The 21,494-nt window shown below is 37.0% G+C and carries 19 protein-coding genes and 1 tRNA gene; 1 reads left to right on the forward strand and 19 read right to left on the reverse strand.

Annotation, left to right across the window (positions count from 1 at the left end; genetic code table 11):
* Positions 1–2 precede the first annotated feature (2 nt).
* The 10 genes from pcrA to H3T48_RS06310 all read right to left on the reverse strand — a co-directional run bounded on the left by pcrA (position 3) and on the right by H3T48_RS06310 (position 10,697).
* On the reverse strand, positions 3–2,249 hold the full coding sequence (gene pcrA / locus H3T48_RS06265; protein ID WP_198188907.1) for a DNA helicase PcrA: 2,247 nt from the start codon (positions 2,247–2,249) through the stop codon (positions 3–5).
* A 79-nt stretch (positions 2,250–2,328) separates the two neighbouring features.
* Positions 2,329–2,976: a glycoside hydrolase family 73 protein gene (locus H3T48_RS06270; RefSeq protein WP_074425652.1), complete on the reverse strand. Its 648-nt coding sequence runs from the start codon at positions 2,974–2,976 to the stop codon at positions 2,329–2,331.
* Positions 2,977–3,132: 156 nt separating this feature from the next.
* Positions 3,133–3,219, reverse strand: a tRNA-Leu gene (locus H3T48_RS06275).
* Between the two features lie 63 nt (positions 3,220–3,282).
* On the reverse strand, positions 3,283–5,034 hold the full coding sequence (locus tag H3T48_RS06280; RefSeq protein WP_198188908.1) for an ABC transporter ATP-binding protein: 1,752 nt from the start codon (positions 5,032–5,034) through the stop codon (positions 3,283–3,285).
* A 67-nt stretch (positions 5,035–5,101) separates the two neighbouring features.
* On the reverse strand, positions 5,102–5,788 hold the full coding sequence (locus tag H3T48_RS06285) for a MarR family winged helix-turn-helix transcriptional regulator (RefSeq protein WP_198182950.1): 687 nt from the start codon (positions 5,786–5,788) through the stop codon (positions 5,102–5,104).
* 126 nt (positions 5,789–5,914) lie between these two features.
* Positions 5,915–6,388 (reverse strand): SprT family protein, encoded by a 474-nt coding sequence (locus H3T48_RS06290; protein ID WP_198188909.1) that lies wholly within the window; start codon positions 6,386–6,388, stop codon positions 5,915–5,917.
* Positions 6,369–7,067, reverse strand: a complete 699-nt coding sequence (locus H3T48_RS06295) for a glycosyltransferase family 32 protein (RefSeq protein ID WP_198188910.1) — start codon at positions 7,065–7,067, stop codon at positions 6,369–6,371. The genes H3T48_RS06290 and H3T48_RS06295 overlap by 20 nt, the downstream gene beginning before the upstream one ends.
* Positions 7,068–7,069: 2 nt before the next feature.
* On the reverse strand, positions 7,070–8,500 hold the full coding sequence (locus H3T48_RS06300) for an oligosaccharide flippase family protein (RefSeq protein ID WP_198188911.1): 1,431 nt from the start codon (positions 8,498–8,500) through the stop codon (positions 7,070–7,072).
* Between the two features lie 3 nt (positions 8,501–8,503).
* On the reverse strand, positions 8,504–9,649 hold the full coding sequence (locus tag H3T48_RS06305; protein WP_198188912.1) for a CDP-glycerol glycerophosphotransferase family protein: 1,146 nt from the start codon (positions 9,647–9,649) through the stop codon (positions 8,504–8,506).
* Positions 9,650–9,848: 199 nt separating this feature from the next.
* On the reverse strand, positions 9,849–10,697 hold the full coding sequence (locus tag H3T48_RS06310; RefSeq protein WP_198188913.1) for an aldo/keto reductase: 849 nt from the start codon (positions 10,695–10,697) through the stop codon (positions 9,849–9,851).
* A 207-nt stretch (positions 10,698–10,904) separates the two neighbouring features.
* Here H3T48_RS06310 and H3T48_RS06315 point away from each other — a divergent pair, with 207 nt between their 5' ends.
* A complete protein-coding gene (locus tag H3T48_RS06315) occupies positions 10,905–11,651 on the forward strand; it encodes a CPBP family intramembrane glutamic endopeptidase (protein ID WP_198188914.1) in 747 nt (248 codons plus the stop codon).
* Between the two features lie 76 nt (positions 11,652–11,727).
* Here H3T48_RS06315 and H3T48_RS06320 read toward each other — a convergent pair whose 3' ends face one another.
* The 9 genes from H3T48_RS06320 to H3T48_RS06360 all read right to left on the reverse strand — a co-directional run bounded on the left by H3T48_RS06320 (position 11,728) and on the right by H3T48_RS06360 (position 21,486).
* On the reverse strand, positions 11,728–12,489 hold the full coding sequence (locus H3T48_RS06320) for a GntR family transcriptional regulator (protein ID WP_198188915.1): 762 nt from the start codon (positions 12,487–12,489) through the stop codon (positions 11,728–11,730).
* A gap of 125 nt (positions 12,490–12,614) precedes the next feature.
* A complete protein-coding gene (locus tag H3T48_RS06325; RefSeq protein ID WP_198188916.1) occupies positions 12,615–13,148 on the reverse strand; it encodes a ClbS/DfsB family four-helix bundle protein in 534 nt (177 codons plus the stop codon).
* A gap of 91 nt (positions 13,149–13,239) precedes the next feature.
* Positions 13,240–14,139: an ABC transporter ATP-binding protein gene (locus tag H3T48_RS06330; RefSeq protein WP_187157637.1), complete on the reverse strand. Its 900-nt coding sequence runs from the start codon at positions 14,137–14,139 to the stop codon at positions 13,240–13,242.
* Positions 14,129–15,208: an ABC transporter ATP-binding protein gene (locus tag H3T48_RS06335; protein WP_198188917.1), complete on the reverse strand. Its 1,080-nt coding sequence runs from the start codon at positions 15,206–15,208 to the stop codon at positions 14,129–14,131. The genes H3T48_RS06330 and H3T48_RS06335 overlap by 11 nt, the downstream gene beginning before the upstream one ends.
* Positions 15,209–15,216: 8 nt before the next feature.
* Entirely contained in the window at positions 15,217–16,125 is a 909-nt protein-coding gene (locus H3T48_RS06340; protein WP_074425665.1) for an ABC transporter permease, read from the reverse strand.
* 1 nt (position 16,126) lies between these two features.
* The gene (locus tag H3T48_RS06345) at positions 16,127–17,059 is read right to left on the reverse strand and encodes an ABC transporter permease (protein WP_198182967.1); all 933 of its coding nucleotides are present in this window, start codon (positions 17,057–17,059) and stop codon (positions 16,127–16,129) included.
* 73 nt (positions 17,060–17,132) lie between these two features.
* The gene (locus H3T48_RS06350; RefSeq protein WP_198188918.1) at positions 17,133–18,755 is read right to left on the reverse strand and encodes a peptide ABC transporter substrate-binding protein; all 1,623 of its coding nucleotides are present in this window, start codon (positions 18,753–18,755) and stop codon (positions 17,133–17,135) included.
* A gap of 277 nt (positions 18,756–19,032) precedes the next feature.
* The gene (locus H3T48_RS06355; protein WP_198188919.1) at positions 19,033–20,655 is read right to left on the reverse strand and encodes a peptide ABC transporter substrate-binding protein; all 1,623 of its coding nucleotides are present in this window, start codon (positions 20,653–20,655) and stop codon (positions 19,033–19,035) included.
* 15 nt (positions 20,656–20,670) lie between these two features.
* Positions 20,671–21,486 carry a PfkB family carbohydrate kinase gene (locus H3T48_RS06360; RefSeq protein ID WP_198188920.1) on the reverse strand — a complete coding sequence of 272 codons (816 nt, stop codon included), beginning with the start codon at positions 21,484–21,486 and terminating at the stop codon, positions 20,671–20,673.
* Between the last annotated feature and the right edge of the window lie 8 nt (positions 21,487–21,494).

Genomic DNA, 21,494 nt, shown 5'->3' on the forward strand with positions numbered 1-21,494 from the left:
AATTATACCTTTTTAATAGGAGCAAATGCTGCTAGAAGGCGCTTAATTCCTTTATTTGGAAACGCAATATCGAGCTCCATGTCTTCGCCTTCGCCGTTAACTTTCGTTACAACGCCGTGGCCCCAAGCTTTATGTTCAACTTGATCGCCAACATTCCAGCCTTTCTTTTCGGCACCAATTGCACCACCAGCAGGTTTTGCCTTTGGTGTGTAAACTTGAGCACGCGCACGTTCATCAACGTTAGCAAAAGGAGCTGTTTGAACTTGGAAATCAGCATTTCCTACACCCTCTGGAACTGAGTTTTGCATGTCAAGATCATCGACATCAATTTCTTCCAAAAATCTTGAAGGTGGATTGTTTTGCATCCGACCAAACATCATTCTGGAATAAGCATTGGTCAAAAAGAGCTTTTCTTTGGCTCTAGTAATTCCAACATAGGCAAGTCTGCGTTCTTCTTCTAGTTGATCATCTTCTAAAAGGGCACGAGAAAGTGGGAATAATCCGTCTTCCATCCCTACCAAAAAGACCACTGGGAATTCCAAACCTTTAGCTGCATGCAAGGTCATTAATGCGACCTGATCATCATTATTTTCTAAATCATCCTGATCACTTAACAATGAAACTTCTGCTAAAAAGTCACTTAAAGCGTTAGCATCATCTTCTTCAGGTTCATATTGATCGTCAAAACGTTTAGTAACTGAAAGAAATTCATCCAAGTTTTCTAGTCTTGTTTCGGCTTCAATTGTATGTTCTGCCTTAAGTGCATCTGTATAGCCAAAATCCTGCAAAATCTTTTCGGTTAGGCCTGTAACACTATGATCTTTGGCATATTCAATTGCATCACGTAATTTAGCACCAAAGTCACTCATTTTAGCTGCAGCACGGGTTGAAATGCCTGATATATTAATGTGCTTAAAAGCGTCGATCAATGACAAGTTGTTTCCTTGTGCGACATCCATAAATTTGTCAACACTAACACGACCAATTCCCCTTTTTGGCGTATTGATGATACGATTAAAACTCATTGAATCGTTTGGATTAGCAACCAGCTTGAGATAAGCCATGATGTCCATAATTTCTTTTCGATCGTAGAACTTGTGACCACCCACAATTTGATATGGGACATTTGACTTCACAAAAGCTTCTTCGACTGTTCTTGACTGGGCATTGGTCCGATACAAAACAGCAAAATCTTTGTAGGAGCGGTTATTATCATCAACTTCATCTTGAATCTTGGAAATGATAAAGTGAGCTTCATCGTCACCACTTTGGGCACGGTAATAAGTAATCTTTTCGCCATCGCCCTGATCAGTCCACAAGTTCTTTTTCTTGCGATTACGATTATTGTCGATTACTGCGTTGGCTGCGGACAAAATATGACCAGTTGAGCGATAATTCTGCTCTAATTTGACAGTTTGAACTCCAGTATCACGGTAATCATTTTCGAAGTTCATGATGTTTTCCATATTGGCGCCACGCCAGCCATAAATAGACTGATCTGCATCACCAACAACACAGATATTCTTATATTGTGCCGCTAATTCATGACATAATTCATATTGTGCTTGGTTAGTATCCTGATACTCATCAACGAGCATATAACGGAATTTATTTTGATAATAATGTAAAACTTCAGGATCTTTTTTAAAGAGAACCAATGTCTGCATAATTAAATCATCAAAATCCATAATTTGGTCATGTTTCAACCGTTTTTGGTATTCCTGATAGACTTTAGCAGCCATTTTTTCAAAAGGTGATGCAGCACTATCCTCAAATGCTTGTGGCGTTAAAAGGTCATTTTTAGCATTTGAAATGGCAGACAAGATACCTCTGGGTTCATACATTTTAGGATTAATGTTCAGTTCTTTTTCAATGTGCTTAACCAAAGTCAATTGTTCGGCTGAATCCGCAATTGAAAAATTACGACCATAACCTATCTTATCTGAATCACGCCGTAAAATACGGACACATAAAGCATGGAAAGTTGACATCCAAATATCATTTGCGGCAGGACCAAGGAGTTTTTGTTCACGCTCGCGCATTTCGCTGGCTGCCTTATTGGTAAAAGTAATTGCCAGAATATTCCAAGGCAAGACTTGTTTTTCTTCTACTAAGTAGGCAATTCGTCTTGTTAATACGGAGGTTTTGCCTGAGCCTGCACCAGCCACAACCAAGAGTGGACCCTCTGTCGTTTTTACGGCCTCTTTTTGTTGCGGATTTAATCCTGCCAAAATCGATTCTTCGCTCATTATAATTCCCTTCACAAATAAAATTATGTAACTAATTCATTGTACCAAAAAAGCAGGCAGCTTTTAGCAAGAATACCTGTTATTTATCAAAACGATCAAGGTTGTACTCCTCGATTAATTTAATTAATTTGGCCGCGTAATCAGGATCTGTGGCATAGCCGTCCTGAACTAATGCATGCGCCTGCTTTTGATAGTTTTTAGCAGCTAGAACATGCTTATACTGTTGACTATTCCATGTAGTACCTTTTTGGAAAAGACGAGCATGCGCACGAATTGACGCTTCATAGGAGTCATAGATTTGGAAGCGTGCCTTCACGACAATCCACTTACCCTTTTGGTATTCCTTTGTCTTCAAAATCGCTGAGGTATTAGGATTGCTGCCTTTCACGCCAAACAGATTATTGTACTTTTGTGACAGACTGCTCTGACCATAGTCACTCTCAAGGCATGCCTGGGCAATTGTAATACTTGGAAGTAACTCAAATTCCTGATCAACTTCCTTGGCAATTGGTCCAATTTCTTTAATAAATGCTTTGTGCTGCCTAATAATCTTTTGTCTAGCTTCTTCACGGGCAAGTTGCTCTTGTCTAATTTGCTCTGTTTGAATTGCTTGCCGCCGATAATATCTAAACGCTACAAAAGCAATAATTAAAACAAATAAAATGATAAATGTTCGCAAAATAATAATAAAATTTGATTGCTTTTTGCCCCTACGTTTTTTTGGCATAGAAATTCCCTTACTCTTTTAGTTATTACTTTTTAGTATAACCTCTTTCGGACATAAAAATGTGCAATGTAATTAATTTTTAAAATAAAAAAGCACCTTTTTAGTAAAGGTGCTTTTATCGGATACAAAAAATAGAGCCGAAGCTCCATTAATTAGTGCGGGCAAGAAGACTCGAACTTCCACGATCAAAAAGCGATCACAAGATCCTTAGTCTTGCGCGTCTGCCAATTCCGCCATGCCCGCAACACATTCAATACTATACCTCAAAATGAAGTTTTGCACAAGACTTTCTGGCAGTCTTTTTTACTAATCAACCATCTGTTCATTAACATAGCGCGCATATAAAGGATGTGATTTCATTAATTCATGATGAGTACCATGGCCCGTTATCTGACCATGTTCGATAAAGTAGATTTGATCAGCATTCACAATTGTGGCTAGCCGGTGGGCAATGACCAGCGTGGTACGATTTGTCATTAATTGGTCAAGTGCCTGTTGCACCTTGCGCTCTGATTCAGAATCCAAACTAGCAGTTGCTTCATCTAACATCAAAATCTTGGGATTACGCAAAAATGCACGTGCAATTGCAATTCGCTGTTTTTGTCCACCAGATAGTTTGATGCCTCGTTCACCTATTTCAGTGTCTAATTGATGCGGAAAAGCACGGACAAAGTGATCGGCATAAGCAAGCACTAACCCATGCCAAAGCTGCTCATCAGTCAGTTTTTGATCTAGTCCATAAACCAAATTATCTCTAATCGTACCAGAGAAAATAGCGCTATTTTGGGACACGTAACCAATTTGTGAACGCCAACTCGCTAGTTCAATCTCATCAATATTTTGCTTGCCAATCAAAATTTGTCCAGTTGTTGGGTGATAGAAGCGCTCAATTAAGGCAAAAATGGTCGACTTTCCTGCGCCACTTGGTCCAGCAAACGCAATTACAGAATTGGGTTTGGCAACAAACGAAATTGAACTTAAAACTGGTTCATCCGTCTCATAATTGAAACTTAGGTTTTCTGCCTTCAAAGTTCGATTAGCTATATCTGTTGGCTGACTTAAGTAACTTTTTTCTGATTCAATTTGTAAAATTTGTTGGATCCGTTCGGTGGAACCCAACGCTTTTTGAATCTGGGAGAAAAAGGTTGCAAAGTTGGCAAATGGCGCAATCACATTAAACAAGTAAAGTAAAAAGGCAACAAGTGATCCGCTTGTTAATGAACCTTGCCCGACACGAATAAGTCCAAAAGCTAAAATGCCAGCAAATGCTGCCATCATCAGCGTTGTCATAATTGGCTGTAAGATTGCTTCAACACGGGCATCGATTACTCCGATGTTAAAGATCTTATTAATCATCCTTTTCCCACTTTGCTCTTCAAACTTTTCGCCGTTACTTGATTTAATCAGTCGAACTTCTGCTAATTTCTCACTGACATCACCGTTGAATTCGGCTGTTGCAGCTTGTAGCTTACGTCCAAGTCGCGCCATAATACGACCGACCGGAAAAAGGATCAGAATGACAACTGGCACAATTGTAAAAATTAAGACCGCCATTTGCCAGTCCATCACAAAAAGAATAATTAAAGAAAAAAGCAGTTGAATGGCACCGGTAATAAAGTTGGGAAATTGTGAAGCAATCAGGTCTTTAATTACTCCAGTATCATTAACAAGACGTGAACTAGTTTCCCCAGCCTTATTTTCATCAAAATAAGAAATCGGTAATTTTAACAGGTGCGACCAAAGTTTTTCACGTAAGCTTTTTACGACACTTTCACCAAAGTAGCGCAAAATATAACCACCAAGTGTGCCCAAAACTAGCTGAGCAACAAAAACAACAATGATTAACACCATACTCCGGTAGTTGAACTTATTCCATTTACTTGTATCAACTAAATTACGTGTCAATAATGGCAGTAGCAGATTAGTTGCACTCGTAACTAAGCTGAAAAGCAAACCGGCGGCAAAAAGCCCTTTTTTCACTTTTAGTCCTTTTAAAAGTTGTAAAAAGTCTTTCATTTTAACCGTTTTTGTCTTAGTTTGGTCAGACTTAAATGTCATTAGTAGTACCGGCTTCCTTAATTAAAAAAAGCTTTTCAATTACTGAAAAACTTTTTCTTTATTCTAACTACAATTCGTTATCTTCATTATGCCAAAATTCACGCCAAAAGTCGCGGTCGCCATGCCAATTTTTGTCAAAATCACAGTACTTCTTAAAATCTTCACTATTATAATCATGACAGTGATCACGATAATGATGGTGCCCATGCATCCGGTGACAGAGATCTCTCATCTCTTCTTTTGAATACTCATGATTTTCAGCATACTTGCGCCATTTGCTATAAGCCTTCATACGGACTGTTGGATCAACAAACTTTTGCGCATGTTGCTTAAAGTCCTCGTCCCAACCATCAGCTATTTTTTCCAAGTAATGGCTAAATTGGGTTTGCTCTTCTTCATCTAGACCGGCAAAAAATGAACCTGTATCTTGGGCCTTCTTTAATTCGTCTAAACGAGCTGCTTCTTCTCGGCCTTCTTCAGTTAAATAAACCCTTTTAACTCGTTTATCCTGCTCATCTGTCTCACGTCGAATGGAGCCCTTAGCTTCCATTTTCTTTAAAAGCTCAGCTAAGGATCCAGGTTTAAGCGCCAGAATTTCAGCTAAATAGTTTTGGGTTAAGCCATCTTCGAGTCTAAGGACTGCCAAGACACGTTTTTGACCAGAAATAGGCTGCTTATTCTCAAACATAAAGTAGCGACTGGCACGCATAATAAAATAAAGTTGCTTCATTAACTTATCACTTGTTTGACTCATGATAAAACTCCTTTTGTTTTTCTATTTTTATTTTTGTTAGGTACCTAATTTCTATAATTTGATTATAGTTTGGCACCTAACGATTTGTCAAACAAAATCTATGAAAACGGTAACTTTATTTTTAAATTAGCTTTTTAACAGCCTTAAAGGGCCTCCACATTTACCGCAAGCATAGCGGCGTACGTTAATGCGGCGAACACGTTTAAACTTTTGGCCACAGTGCTGACATTTATAAACAAATTTTGGGTTTTGCTTCTTGCGCAATCCAATATCAGGTGCATAGCGACTGCCTCCAACCTTTTTCAGCAATAACTTAAAATCTGTATCACGGTGGCGGTAACCGCGGTTTTGCAGGTGTAAATGATAGTGTGTTAGTTCATGTTTAATGATTCCAACCAATTCATCATGATATTGCGGTTGTAAAAAATGCGCGTTTATCTCAAGGTGATGATCAGTTAAATGATAGCGTCCCCCAGTTGTGGTCATTCGCCGATTAATCTTGGCTTGATGCAAAAAAGGACGGTCAAAGAATGACAATGAAACATGTTCAACTAATTCTTGCAATTCTGATTCAGTTAGTTCACCTGAAGAGTTTGGCATAAAGCGCCGCCTCTTTTTGCGTTTTAATTCTTACTTTGAACGCTGTAACAAGTTTTCTTTTTAGTGGCTTCTCGCCTTCCATCCAAGTACCAGTAAATACATGGATAGTCTTAGAATCAGCTGATGGGTTGCATAAAACGCCATCTGGGTAAACATGAATTCCCTCTTTAAGCTCTTGTTCTTGGTTGTTAGGCTTAGCACCATACTTGTTTTTTAAAATTTCCGAAACAGAGACTGTGTTAACCCCAGCCAATTGATCGGCTCGATCGAAAGTAAAGTCGCGATCATCGTAATAGTCCAGCATATCCTTCAGTAGTGGATGGTGTTTTTCAGCACCAAAAACTGCCGTAAAAGGATTGTCCTTGTTTTCAAAACCAACAAAAGCGCGATTATTAAGCAAACTTGTCAAATCGTCAAGGACGAGTACATCAGTATCCAAATAAATGCCGCCGTATTCATAAACAGCCTTGGCACGAATATAGTCGGAAACGAAGGCCCATTTTTTTGCTTGATAGGCTTGTTCAACGTATTTGTTTTCATGAATGTCAAAATTATCCTCGTTCCATTCGATAATTTTATAGTCCTGCAAGTGTTTGCGCCAAGTTTTTAGACATCGTTGAATATTTTTGGGCTTAGGATTGCCTCCAACCCAAACATAATGAATTATTTTCGGAATCATTTTTAACCTCTAGTAAAAAGTTTCTTAACTAACATAATAATGTCCTGATTAAAATCAAGCTTAAATAGGAACATAAGGGCAAAATATAGGATGAACATTACAATTGATTTGATGGCCATATTGAAAAAGGCTGACGAAACAAGCTGCGGAATAAGCATCCCCACTACTAAGACAATCAGAGCTATCAACAGATATTTCGGAATCTCTTTAAAGGAATACTTAAAATCATATCCGTCACGCACTATCCACAACCGCAAAATCAAAACGATGAATTCAGTAATCAAAATTGCAATCATCGCCCCCGTTGCACCATATAATCTGTCCAAGAAGTAACTTAGAACTACTTCAAGAACTGCACCAACTATTACTGGGATGGCATAGTCTTGATCGCGATGGTTTGCCAAGGCGAACTGGTTAGCAAAAACGCCCCCAGTTGGTATCATCACTATTGTTAGTGCAAAGAAGAACATTAACGGCGTCATCGGAATAAACTTATGACCAAAAAAGAAAGGAACAAATTCTTTTGTATTAGCCATGATAATCACTGCAAACAATGTTCCCAGCATGACCGTTGCTTCAAGCGATTTTTTCAGAATAACACGCTGCTCTTTTTTACCTTCACCAGCCATTTTGGGCATAATAACTAGTGAAATACTTGTAACAACTCCCAAAACCATATTTGAAATACGCTGAGAATTGTCGTAGTAGGCCACCTGAGTTGAATTTTGGAAAAGACCTAAAATCGGCTTATCAAGTGAAGTATAGATTTGCGTCGCAATTTGCGGAATTAATAATGTAATAATGGATTTAATTGTCGCTTGATACTGATAAAAGTGCTTAACTGGCCCCCCAACATAGCGCCGAATATCAAACCAGAAAACAAATGAACCAAGCATCGTTGAGACCGACATAATCAACATATATTTCCACAAGTCGCCTGGTTGCTTAACCCATAATAAAATCAAAACAACTGAAACTAGTTTAACCGCCGTATTTTTTAAAACAACACGGCCAAAGTCTGCCAATCCTTGGAAAAACCATGAAATATCAACTTGAGCTGAGATTAAATATGGCACCATCAACAAGATGTATTGCCAATACTTAATATGGAAAAAACACGCAACTAAAACAACAATTAGAATCGTAACCAAGCCAGCTAATGCTTGAAAATACCATAAACCCCAAAATGCTTCAGTTAATTCTTGTGGGCTTTTAAATGCCCGTGTTTGCGAAATTGTCCTCATCCCAATATATGAAACTGATAATGTACAAAAGATCATTAAGAACTGGACAATATTATTAACATTACTATAAATACCATAAGTTTTGGGACCTAAAATTCGCGATAAGTATGGCACCGTAATTAACGGCACTAGCACAAGGAAAATTTGGTAAACCGCATTATACAAGATATTTAAAAAAGTTTTTTTCACAACTTACCCTCTAATGCTCTTCATTAACTTAACTACATTTTCGCAATTTGAATCAGCTTGAACTTGGTTGGATAGGTTTAGCCAATAATGTCGCTTTTGCTGAAACTGGTCAGATTTGTCCAATGCTTCTAAAAGCTCTTGCTGGGTTTTCACACATATTCCAGGGACAACATCTTCATATGGTCCCATTAGTAAACCGCGCTTTTCTTCATATTGCTTCAAGTAGTTAGTGAGGAAAATAATTGGCTTATCAATTGTTAAATAATCAAAGTAAATTGACGAGTAATCAGTAATCAAAAAATCAGTATTGCCTAACAATTCGTACAGGTCAACATCTTGCTGGTTGAGATAATCATTGTTAAGAAAGGTAATATTAGAAAAATTACTATGAAGATCTTCAAATAAGCGCATTTCATACGGATGCAATTTAACAATTAAATACTGCTGATTTTGTTTTAAATTATGATTCAATTGTTCAATATCAAAGTCAGCCAGCGTTAAAAAGTTACCCTGTTCAACCTGTCTCATAATCTGACTGTCTTCCATTTCATAGCGAAATGTTGGCATGTAAATATCAATTTTGGCATCAGCATCTTCGACTTTAAACAAATCCATCAGTAGCTGCTTTTTGCTAATGGCAGGACTTTTCAAAGCATCGAGTCGAGGAAAGCCAGTTTTTTGATACTTATTAGTTTCAATGCCGCAGCACGCACTCATCAAACTTTCGTATAAGTCACTACTTGAACAAACAATATCAGCATTTTTTTGCCATAGTTTAGCGTTGCGCTGATCCGTTTTTCTGGTAGTATTATTTGCCATTATTCCCATTCGTTTAAGTGGAATACCATGCCAAAACTGGATGTTAATCTGCTTAGCATGAACTTTAAACGGCTGGTGCGTAGTCAAAACAAATTTGGCTGCACCGATTTCGCGCCAAGTTTTAAGCGGTAAATGCGAAGACGGCCACGGTTCAACAAGTGTAACTTCATATTCTGGATGGCTTTTTTCCAGGTACTTGCCAAACAAATAGCCATTTGAGCCTGACCTACCTGCCCCATTAAGAATGACCACTTTATTATCTTGCATTGGCATAAAACGAGCAACTAGCTTCATTAATGCCAGATATAATCGAAACAAAAAACTCTTCATTATTTAACTTCCCAATTTCTTACTTAGTATAAGAGTACAGAAAAAGCTTGAGCGAACTCAAGCTTTTTTGCTTTATTTTTTAGTTTTTTAATCATTAAAAAAGATTTTTGCATCAGCCAAAATAATCTCATATCGACTAATGAAACTTTACCATTAACATTCTCAACTCACTAGTTTTCAAAAAAGACCAGTTGATTGCCTAGTAAATCGCAAGTGGCTCCTTATGATCAGGCTTTGGGTAAGCTTGGTCTAAAGTTTGCAAATCTTCTTGAGTTAATTCAATCTCTAATGCTTTTACGTTAGACAATAAATGCTCTGAGCTACTGCTTTTAGGAATCGCTAAAACATCTGGTTGCTGCATTACCCATGCTAATAAAATTTGATAAGCAGTCGCATGATGTTGCTCAGCAATTTGCAAGACTGACTGATTTTTCATCATTGTACTTCCCATTTTTACACCTCGTCCCAATGGGCTGTATGCAATTAGTGGAACTTGCTTTTCTCTTTGCCAAGGAAGCAAACTGTATTCAATTCCTCGAGTTTCCAAGTTATACAAGTCTTCATTAGCAGCGCAATTACGTCCGCTAGGTAATTGCCATAGTTCTTCCATATCAGCTAAGTCAAAATTTGAAACCCCCCAAGCATGGATAAGGCCTTCATCTTGTAAAGACTGTAGCTCAGCAATAGTCTCTTCTAATGGTATTGCTCCGCGCCAATGGTAAAGATACAAATCAAGATAATCTGTTTGAAGTCGCTTTAAACTATTTTCTAGACTTCGTCTCATATGTTCCGCAGACGCATTTGAAGGTAAAACTTTAGAAATCAAAAAAATATTAGACCGTTGGTAAGTTTTGATTGCCTCACCTACCAACTTTTCAGAACGACCATTGCCATACATCTCAGCCGTATCAATTACGCGTAAACCCGCATCAAGTCCAGCACGAATTGCAGCAATTTCTTCAGTTCTTATTTCTGGTTTATCGCCCATTTCCCATGTACCAATCCCTAAAGCAGGGACTTCATGATGAGCAATTTTAACAGTCTTCATAAAATAGCTCCTTTCTACAAATATTATTTGCATACTACTCATTTTTGATTTTAGCACACTCTTTATTGTAACCGATAACAATCCGAATTCTGAAGAAGTCCCACAATTCCTTTTCTTATCTTTTGAAACTTGTGCATTTTACACAAGCAAGGAAATTGTATTTCAACAATATAGTCAATAAAATGAGACTAGTAAGAGGTGGGAAAAATGAATAATTCTTTTACAAATATCAATTCAACTAAATTAACCTTTAAACAATGGCTAATAATTCTGGGCTCAAACCTTCTAGCCTATTGCTGTTTAATGATGCCTGGCATCCAAATCCCAGATTTTTTAATCTTCGATGAAAACCATCCAACTTTTGTAAGTGGTATATTTCAAATACTAATAGTTGCGCTTTTTCTTGGAATCCAAATTTTGGGTGTTCAACTAGCTACTGGTAATAGATGGCACCGCTTATTTCATGGTATTAAGCTAAAAGAGTGGCTCTGGGTTCTAGCTTTCTTTATTTTAGCTTACATTATTTCTGTTTTATCGGGGATGATTGCGCAAAAACTATTCGGATCTGTTTCTGGTAATGCCGCAGCAGGCTTAACAATGAAAACACCACACGTCTGGCTTATCTTCCTTTATCAAAGATTTAGTAGCGCTATCCAAATTTTAGGTGAAGAGTTCTTGGCAATTATGCCACTATTGGCAGTCACGCAACTAGCTACCTCTGCAAAGTTGCCGCACCCGCTATTATGGGGAAATATTGCTTCTACTTTAATTTTTGCGCTACTTCATCTATCAACATACGATTATAACCTTGGCTATGTCATTTTAGGTTTAGCATTTACACGACTAGTTCTAAACTGGTCTTTTACAAAAACTCATAATATTTGGGTTAGCTTTTTAGTTCACTTCTTATTCGACACATTATCCTTTTTGATTTTATTACTAGCTACGAAATAAAAATAATCTAGTAATTAAAAGGCAGCTAACTGAATTAGTTATTCAGCTGGCTGCCTTTTGTCTTATTGAAATCAATTTATTTTTCATTGTTTAGACGAAACTTCCCATCAACATTCGAATTGATGATATAAGTCATTTCATCTCCACGTACCACATAATGTGAAAATTCCAATGGCTGATCGAACTGATTATAAACTGTCTTATTGACCTCAAATAATGGTATTACCTTATCGAGTTTAAGCAGACTAGTTTGTTTTGCAGTTGGCAGACTTGTACTAATTTCACGATATGAATTTGCTGGTAATTCATGATATTTCTGTTCAAGATATTCATATAAAGAAGAGTCAGAGTTAATATTAACTAGCAAATCAGGAAACCGCTCAGCAGATAACCAAGCTTCATCTATCCCCAAAGGTGTTTTTTCAATTTCAGAAAGTCGTTTGATGTAAATTAAATCCGCATCATCAGGTAACATTAATTTCCTGGCAATATCGACGTTCTTGATGATTTCACGCTTCAAAATTTTGGTCTCACTCTTTTTATCAAGCGAAAGCGCAAATTCTGAAAAGCCTTGAATCTGGTCTAACTCACCTATCATCTTCTTAGCGTTAACATATGAGCCCTTACCTTGAACGGTGACAACTAATCGTTCCTCAGTTAACAACTTTAAAGCTTTACGAACCGTTATCCTACTTACGTTGTACTTTTGACACAAGTACTGTTCACTAGGCAATTTTTGTTCCGGCTTTAACTCATTATTTTGAATTTGCTTTTTTATATCAAGATATATCTTGCGATAAAGCGGAACTACTGTTTCAATTGTCTCATCAGATCTCATTACAACACTCCTCAATACCACAATATTACTAAATTAAAATTGAAATAACAAACACTAAGTGCTTACTTTTTATTGTTAAAAACAGGAAAACCGTTAGCCAAAGTGCTAACGGTTTTTATTCTATCTTACTTTATAGATCTCTTATATTTTCTTAGCTTCTTCAAAGCCCATTCATAGTGACTAGAAGTATTGGCAATAAAATATGTACCTAGAGCATTATTGCCTGTCCATGGGAAAACATTCTTTTGGAATAGTTCATCATTTGTATAGGAGTCAATTAAAGCCATTGTTTTCTTATGACTTTGAGCAAGTAGCTCTTCCATTTCTTCAAGAGGAATTGATTGGTTGTTCTTCCAAAACTCTTGGTTCATTTCGCCATAATTACGCCAATTATAGCCCTCTGGTAAATATTCTTTTGGTTTGCCAGCTTGATTACTATCAATCCAGTCAATTAATAATTTTTGCCATTCATATAAATGAGCTAATACGTCTCTAACGTTGTGGTCGCGTTTCCAATGTGCTTCTTTTAATTTACTAGTATCAAAATCAAAGTCAGCTGTACGTGCCTCTTCAGGTAATGAAGCAATTAAATCAACTATCTTTTGATATGCTGTATTACTTGCTTCAATTAAATCAGTTTTATTTGTTGGTCGTGCCATCGATAAACTCTCCTATAAACTTGTTTTACGTTTCGACCAGCCAAGTATAATTAAATAAGTAAACTTTTGCAATTGTTATTTAACCGTGCTTCTACGACCACGAGCCATCATCCAAAACCATGTGCCCATTGCCAAGGTCAACCATCGTCTTATTTACATATTGATGCCGATGTGCATGATAATCAGACAGCTGCTTTTTCTGCTCAGCAATCGGATCTGTAATCGGAATTGCGGTCAACAAACTTTTAGTATAGGGATGCTTCGGGTGATCAAAGATTTCATCTGTAGGACCTGACTCAACGATGTGCCCTAAGTGAATAACTCCAATGTGACTTGAAATGTGCTTAACCATTGCCAAGTCATGCGCAATAAACAGCATCGCACTTCCAGTTTCTTCTTGAATATGTTGCAGCAAGTTAACAACCTGAGCCTGAACTGAAACATCAAGGGCTGAAATTGCTTCATCGGCAATAATTAAACGAGGCTGCATAATAACAACACGCGCAATGCCGACCCTTTGTCTCTGCCCACCAGATAGTTCTTGTGGGTAACGGTTGATAAAAGAGCTATCGAGACCAACGACTTTTAGCATTTTAAGAACGCGCTCTTGCTTTTCCTCTTTACTTAATTCTGGATAGTGGATATCGAGGCCAAGCTTTATAATGTCGCCAACTTTTTTCCTTGGATTTAACGATGACATCGGATCTTGAAAGATCATCTGCATATCTTTACGTAACTTTGAAGTACGCTTTTTATCTAAAGTGCCACCTATCTGTTCACCTTCAAAAATTACTTCACCGTATGTTGGTTTGTAAAGTCTGATAATTGAACGACCAATTGTCGTTTTCCCACTACCGGATTCACCAACAAGGCCAAAAGTTTCACCGCTAGCAATATTAAAAGAAACATCATCAACGGCTTTAACTACTTTTTTCTTCCCAATTGGAAAATACTGTTTTAAATGGTGTACTTCAAGAATATTATTCGCCATCAGTTTCAGCTTCTTTCTTCATTTTTTCAATTCTCCTTTTAAGTACCGTCGGTATTTCTACTTTAGGTGCTCTTTTATCGAGAAGCCAAGTAGCAGCATAATGATGATCATTAACTTCAAACATTGGAGGTTGTTCTTTAAAGTCAATATTTAATGCATACTTGTTTCGTGGTGCAAAAGCATCACCAACAACTGGTTGGGTTAAATCTGGAATTGTCCCAGCAATTGTTGGCAACTCTTTAACCGATTCATTAACATCAGGTACTGATTCAAGTAGACCCCAAGTGTATGGGTGACGCGGATCAAAGAAAATATCTTCAGTCGTACCAGTTTCGACAATCTTACCAGCATACATAACATTAACATTAGTAGCAATATTGGCCACAACACCTAGGTTGTGTGTAATAAAAATTACTGATAACTTACGGCTTTTTTGAATATCTTTAATTAAATTCAAAATTTTAGCTTGAATTGTAACATCAAGGCCTGTTGTCGGTTCATCACAAATCAATAAACTAGGATTCCCCGACAATGCAATCGCAATAACAATTCTTTGCCGCATCCCTCCTGACAGTTGATGTGGATACTGTTTCTTTACCACGTCAGCATTTTGAATTCCTACTGTCTCAATTAATTCTAGAACACGTTTATTTAATTGTTCCTTATTAATTTTGGGATTCGATGCTTTTACTGCCTCAGCAATCTGCTTTTCAATTTTCATTGTTGGATCAAGTGAAGTCATTGGATCTTGAAAGACCATGGCAATTTCCTTACCCTTAATCTGACTTTGGACTTCTTTGGGACTTATCTTTAAAAGGTCAACTGTCTTTTGTCCATTTTCAGTTTGGTAGGTAAAGTTAATTTCACCTGATTTAATTACTTGATTAGCTTCCTTTTCACCCATAATCGGTTTAACGCTAGCTGACTTCCCACAACCAGATTCACCGACTAAAGCAACAGTTTCCCCTTTATTTACCTTGTAGTTAATCCCTCTAACTGCTTGTACATCACCGTGTTCGGTATGATACTCAACTTGTAAGTTTTTTATTTCTAGAACTGTTTCAGTCATGGTTTCACCTAGCTTCCTTCAATCGCATCACGTAAGCCATCAGCAATGATATTGAAACTTAACATGATTAAGGCCAAAAATAGGACTGGGAAGAATACCATGTAAGGATAAACGATCGCCTGCGTATAACCATCATTAATCATCGTTCCCAATGAAGCTAGTGGAGCAGGAACACCTAAACCAATAAAGGCCAAAAATGCTTCCAAAAAGATTGCATTTGGAATTGACAGCATGAAAGTTGTAATAATCTGACCAAGTGTGTTGGGCAAAATTTGCGAGAAAATAATCTTAAAATTAGATTCCCCCATTGTTCTGGCCGACAAAACATATTCACGCGACTTCAATTCAAGTACTTGAGCCCGAACTATTCTACTCATGTTAATCCAACCAACAATCATCATCGCCGTAATAATACTAATTAGCCCTGGTTTCATTACCAAAACTAAAAGCGTAACGATAATAATCATTGGAATTGTACTTAAAATTTCAGTAATTCGTTGCATGAATAAATCAATTTTGCCGCCGAAGTAGCCTGAAATAAGTCCATAGCTCGTACCTATTACTAAGTCGATAGCCATCGCAACCAAGGCAACTCGTAATGAAACGGAGGTTCCGGCTGCTACCCTAACAAAAATATCTCTCCCTAAATTGTCTGTACCAAACCAATGGCCATTTGTACCTGGAGCTAAATTTGATTGATTTGGATAAGGTGTAGTTGGAGAAAACTGGCTAAAATGCGGTGCCAAAAAGGCAATTAACGTAATAATAACCAGTACCACAACACTGACAACTGCTCCCTTATTTCTTAAAAAGCGATGCCAAATTAATTGACCATATGAATATGATTTACCCGAATAATGGTCCTCGACTTCGGGATTTTGGGCAAATTCAAAATCATTATTTTTATTATCTGTCATCTTATTCACCCTCATCTAATCTAATCCGTGGATCAATTAAACCGTATAAAATGTCAACAACTAGCATGATACCAATGAACAAAACTGCGTAGAAAAATGTGATTCCTAAAACAACATTGTAATCATTAGCTTGAATTGCACTGATGTACAAAGTACCTAAGCCAGGAATAGCAAAGGCTTTTTCAATAACCATACTACCAGCAATTAAATCGATCATTAATGGTGCTAACACAGTAATTACAGAAATTAAGGTGTTCCTGATTACATGGTGCATAATTAATTGATACTTTTTAATTCCCTTTGAATCAGCTAATCGATAATAGTCAGAATCCATAATCGTAATCATGTCATTACGGACATATCGTTCGATACTTGCCATTGTAAATGTACTCAATGCAATTGTTGGTAAAATACTTGAAACAAACGGTTGAGTCTGTTGGTAAGTTCCAGGTAAAACCATTAATTTGTATGAGAAGATTAGCGAGATAATCAAGGCCACAACGAAGTTGGGTAAACTAATTCCTAATACCGAGATTCCTGTCATTAGGTTATCCCAGATAGTTCCTTTTTTAACTGCTGCAAGAACACCCATGAAGAAACCAATAATTGAACCTAATACAGTTGCTTGTAAACCAATTTGTAATGAAATCTTGAAGTGTTGAAAAATCATGGTTGTTACTGGAGTGTTTACTTGGACTGTGTATGAAACACCAAAATCACCAGTAATCATATTTTTCAAATAATTAAAGAATTGTAGCCAAATAGGTCCATCTAGCCCGTATTTACGGTAAAGGGCAGCAACTTGAGCGTGTGACATTTTTTCATCATTAAATGGAGAACCTGGCATTGCCTTTTCCATTACAAATAAGATTAATGTAATTAAGAATAAGGTTACTACCGCGATTAAAAGTCTTTTTAAGACATATTTCTTCAAGTTCTTCCCTCCCTTTCATCTAATCAAACAGAGCTGAGATTAAATCCCAGTTCTATTTGTTTTCTAATTTAATTTATTTAATTTGAACGTACTTAAAGAAGTATGGAATACCAGAAATGTGCATTGGCATATCTTTAATGTTTGAACGTTTTAAGACTGGAGCACCATTTTGGTATAATGGTGGACAAGCTGCACTATCAATTAGGATATCATTTGCTTTTAGCAATTCTTGGTATCTCTTAGAAGCATTAGCTTCTTTATTAGCTTGGTCAACTAAACTATCAAATTCACGGTTTGACCACTTGCCATAGTTGCTGGCATTATTAGTTGTGTACATGCCTAAAATAGCTGACGGATCGCCATAGTCAGGAGCCCAACGAGTAATCGCTACATCATAATTTGATTTTGCCATTTTATCTAATCTGGTCTTTTTAGCAACTTGTTGTAAGTTTACCTTCATTCCAGGTAAATTTTTTTCAACTTGAGCTTTTATGTATGCCGCAATATTAGAATATACAGGATCACTGTCATCATAGAGCAAAGTAAATGATCTTAACTTAGTTTCAGTTTTTGCCTTATTCCAATATTTCTTAGCTTCAGCAGGAGAATACTCAGAATACTTAGTTGAAGATTCATCAGCAAAGTCCTTACCAGTAGTTGGATTCTTAGCTAACCCCTTCATAACCATTGAATGAATAGGAACTGAGCCATCCTTCAAGATATGAGTAGTAATTTCTTTACGATTAAGGCTAACTGAGATTGCCTTACGCAAGTCTGCGTTATTCATTCCCTGTTTTTTAACGTTAAACATTAAATAGTGATTGAAATTACTTATTTCGTTAGTATAATTTTTGTCTTTGCGATACTTAGAAACAAGTTGACCACCTAAGCGAACATAGTCTGCACTACCGTTTTCAAACGCAATCGCTGCTTTTTCTGGATCTGTAATAATGTCAATTTTAACTTCTTTGACTTTGACATTCTTTGCATCCCAGTACTTTGGATTTTTAACTAGTTGTACAGTATTGTCACCTAATTTCCAATCTTTAACTTTGTATGGTCCGGTTACTAACAAATGATTTGAATCTTGGGCAAATTTTTTACCAGTTTTTTCAAAGTATTTTTGATTAACAGGTGCGAAAGTACTGAAGGAGAGAATTTTACTTAAATAAGGAACTTTATGCTCCAATTCAACCACTAACGTCTTTGGTCCTGTTGCTTTAACTCCTAAAGCGCTAGTTGGCTTCTTACCAGCTATAATGTCAGCTGCATTTTTAATTCCAGTTGCAACTAGTTCGTAGTTATACGGGGAACCAATCTTAGGGTCTGAAAATCTTCTCCAGCCAAAGACAAAGTCGTTAGCCGTCACTGGATCACCATTAGACCACTTGGCATCATCTCGAATTGTAAAAGTTTTAGTTAACCCGTTGTTACTTGTTTCTACCTTTGAAGCTGCTCCTAATTGTGGCTTATCATTTGCATCAATTGAATACAAGCCTTCAGTCGTGTTTGTAACTACCATACATGAAGTAATTTGATATGCTACTGACGGATCTAATGAATCTACTGGTACATTTTGCACCACAGTAATCTTATCCTGATTTTTAGTTCCTGAATTAGAACTCTTTTGACATCCTGTTAGCAACATTCCAACACACGCAATTGCGGCTGAAACGATCACTGCACTTTTTTTCATAAATTCCACTCTTTTCTATATGTTTCAAGGTAATGGGATACTATCGAAAAATTAAAAGATATAGCTCTAGCCGATTAGTAGAGCCAGGCACTATCTGTTTAGACTCCCAATTCTTCATCGCCATATATGATAAGATAATAAGATATTTTTCATCTGTCAACCTAAACTATAAAAATAATTTAATGTTTTTATTATCAAGATTAAGCGAAGATTTTTTACCTTGATCATATTTTGTGAGTAAAAAAGAGGCCTAGGCCTCTTTTTACAGTCATTCAATTTACTTAATCGATGCATACTTGAAGAAGTATGGAACACCTGCAATATGCATTGGTAAGTCTTGGATGTTAGCTCTCTTTAAGACTGGAGCACCATTTTGGTACAATGGCGGACAAGAAGCACTATCAATTAAAATATTATTTGCCTTTAGTAAAAGTTGATATCTTTTAGCTTGATCTATTGTCTTGTTTGACTCTGCCATTAACTTATCAAATTCAGAGTTAGCCCATTTACCGTAGTTACTATCATTCTTACTTTGGTACATACTTAAAATTGCTGTTGGATCAGCATAATCTGGCCCCCAACGTGTAAGTGTAACGTCGTAAGTTGCTTTTGACATTTTATCAAGTCTAGTCTTCTTGGAAACTTGTTGTAAATCAACTTTCATTCCTGGAAGATTCTTTTCAACTTGTGCCTTCACATATGCGGCAACGTTAGCGTAAGCAGGATCACTATCATCATACAATAAGGTTATTGATCTTAAGTCAGTCTTGGACTTAGCTTTGTTCCAGTACTTCTTTGCATCAGCAGCTGAGTACTCTGACAAATCAGTCGTAGACTCATCGGCAAAGTCCTTACCATTTGAAGGATTCTTAACTAAATCTTTCATTACCATTGAATGAACTGGAATAGAACCGTCTTTCAAAATATGTTTGGTAATTTCCTTACGATTAATGCTACTAGAGATTGCCTTACGTAAGTCCTCGTTATCAAGGCCTGGTTTCTTTACATTGAACATAAGGTATTGGGTAAAGTTACCAACTTCATTTTCGTAATTTTTATCCTTACGGTACTTAGGAACAAGTTGTCCGCTAAGGTGAACATAGTCAGCACTACCATTTTCAAAAGCAATAGCTGCTTTTTCAGGATCAACAATTACATCAAGTTTTACTTCGTTTAGCTTAACGTTTTTAGCATCCCAATATTTCTTGTTTTTCACTAATTGGATACTGTTATCGCCAAGTTTCCAGTCCTTAATCTTATATGGACCTGAAGCAATCAAGTGATCTGAATCTTGAGCGAATTTCTTACCTGCTTTTTCGAAGTACTTTTGATTGACTGGTGCAAAGTCACTAAATGCAAGCAGCTTGTTCATATAAGGTACTACATGATCTAATTCAACGACTAAAGTCTTTTCATTTGTAGCTTTAACGCCTAATGAATTAACAGGTTTCTTTCCCGCAACGATGTCATCCGCATTTTTAATTCCAGCTGCACCTGGTTGGAAGTTGAAAGCTGAGGCGTTCTTAGGATTAGCCAAGCGGCGCCATGCAAAGACAAAATCATTTGCTGTAATCGGGTCGCCGTTTGACCACTTAGCATCTTCACGAATCGTAAAGGTCTTAGTCAAACCATGATTACTTGTCTTCACGTTTGAAGCCAAACCAAGTTGAGGCTTATCGTTTGCATCAATTGTATAAAGACCTTCAGTCGTGTTGGCTACAACTACAGACGAGCTGTTTGAATAGGCCAAGATTGGATCTAGCGAATCCACTGGGGCATTTTGTACAACTGTAATTTTATCTTGCTTTTTTGAACTAGAATTGCCTTTGTTCTGACAACCAGTCAACAGCATCCCGAAGCATGCAACGGCTGCTGTAGCAAGTACTGCACCTTTTTTCATGTTCATCACTCTTTTCTAAAAAGATTTCTGGTGACCAAAGCCTCCAGATAATTGACAGGTAACTGCAGCGTTTTTGCTTGCAGCTTCTGCCGCTAATACTAAATTATTCTTATCTAAGTAAGAAACTAGAAAACCAGCAATAAAACTGTCACCTGCACCCATCGTGTCGACAACTTTTATTTTTTGCGGTTCTTGGTAATAAGATTCTTGTGAAGTTAGCAAAAATGCAGGTCTTTCTCCCCTTGTAATAACAACAACTTCTGGACCTAAGGTTAAATATTTTTTGGCAAATTCTACAGCTTGGTCATCACTCATGTCTGACCCAGAGAAAAATGCAAAATCAACATTAGGAAGTGTCTTTTTAAAGTAGTCCTTATCCCGAGAAATGGAAAAGTCAAAGGAAACTTTTACTCGTTTATGTAATTCTGGTAGATACTCATCAATTCCAGAATCAATTCCTGCATGAACAACATCGAAACCATCGATTGTTGTAAAGTCATCAGGAGTTAATCGTAAGTTTAATAAGTGTAAGCCTGAATTCTTCGGACCAGCTTCAAAGGTTCGATCCCCTTCAGCAGTTAGGAAAACTCGCGGCTGCGCCGTAGGAGCATAAACTTTACGACAGTTAACTAATTCAACCTGCTCTTCTTTTAATGATTCTTCAATATGGCTAGCACGATCGTCATTACCTAAAATGCCGAGATAAGCAGAAACTTCTGCTCCAGCTTTTTTTGCATCAACAGCAACATTGACACAATTTCCACCAGGAAAATAAACTCTCTGCTTAACATAGGTGTCAGCTACATTATCTCCAATTGAAATTATTTTCATTGGACTAA

The sequence above is a fragment of the Lactobacillus sp. M0403 genome (genome assembly GCF_016101265.1).
In the GTDB taxonomy this organism is placed as follows: domain Bacteria; phylum Bacillota; class Bacilli; order Lactobacillales; family Lactobacillaceae; genus Lactobacillus; species Lactobacillus apis.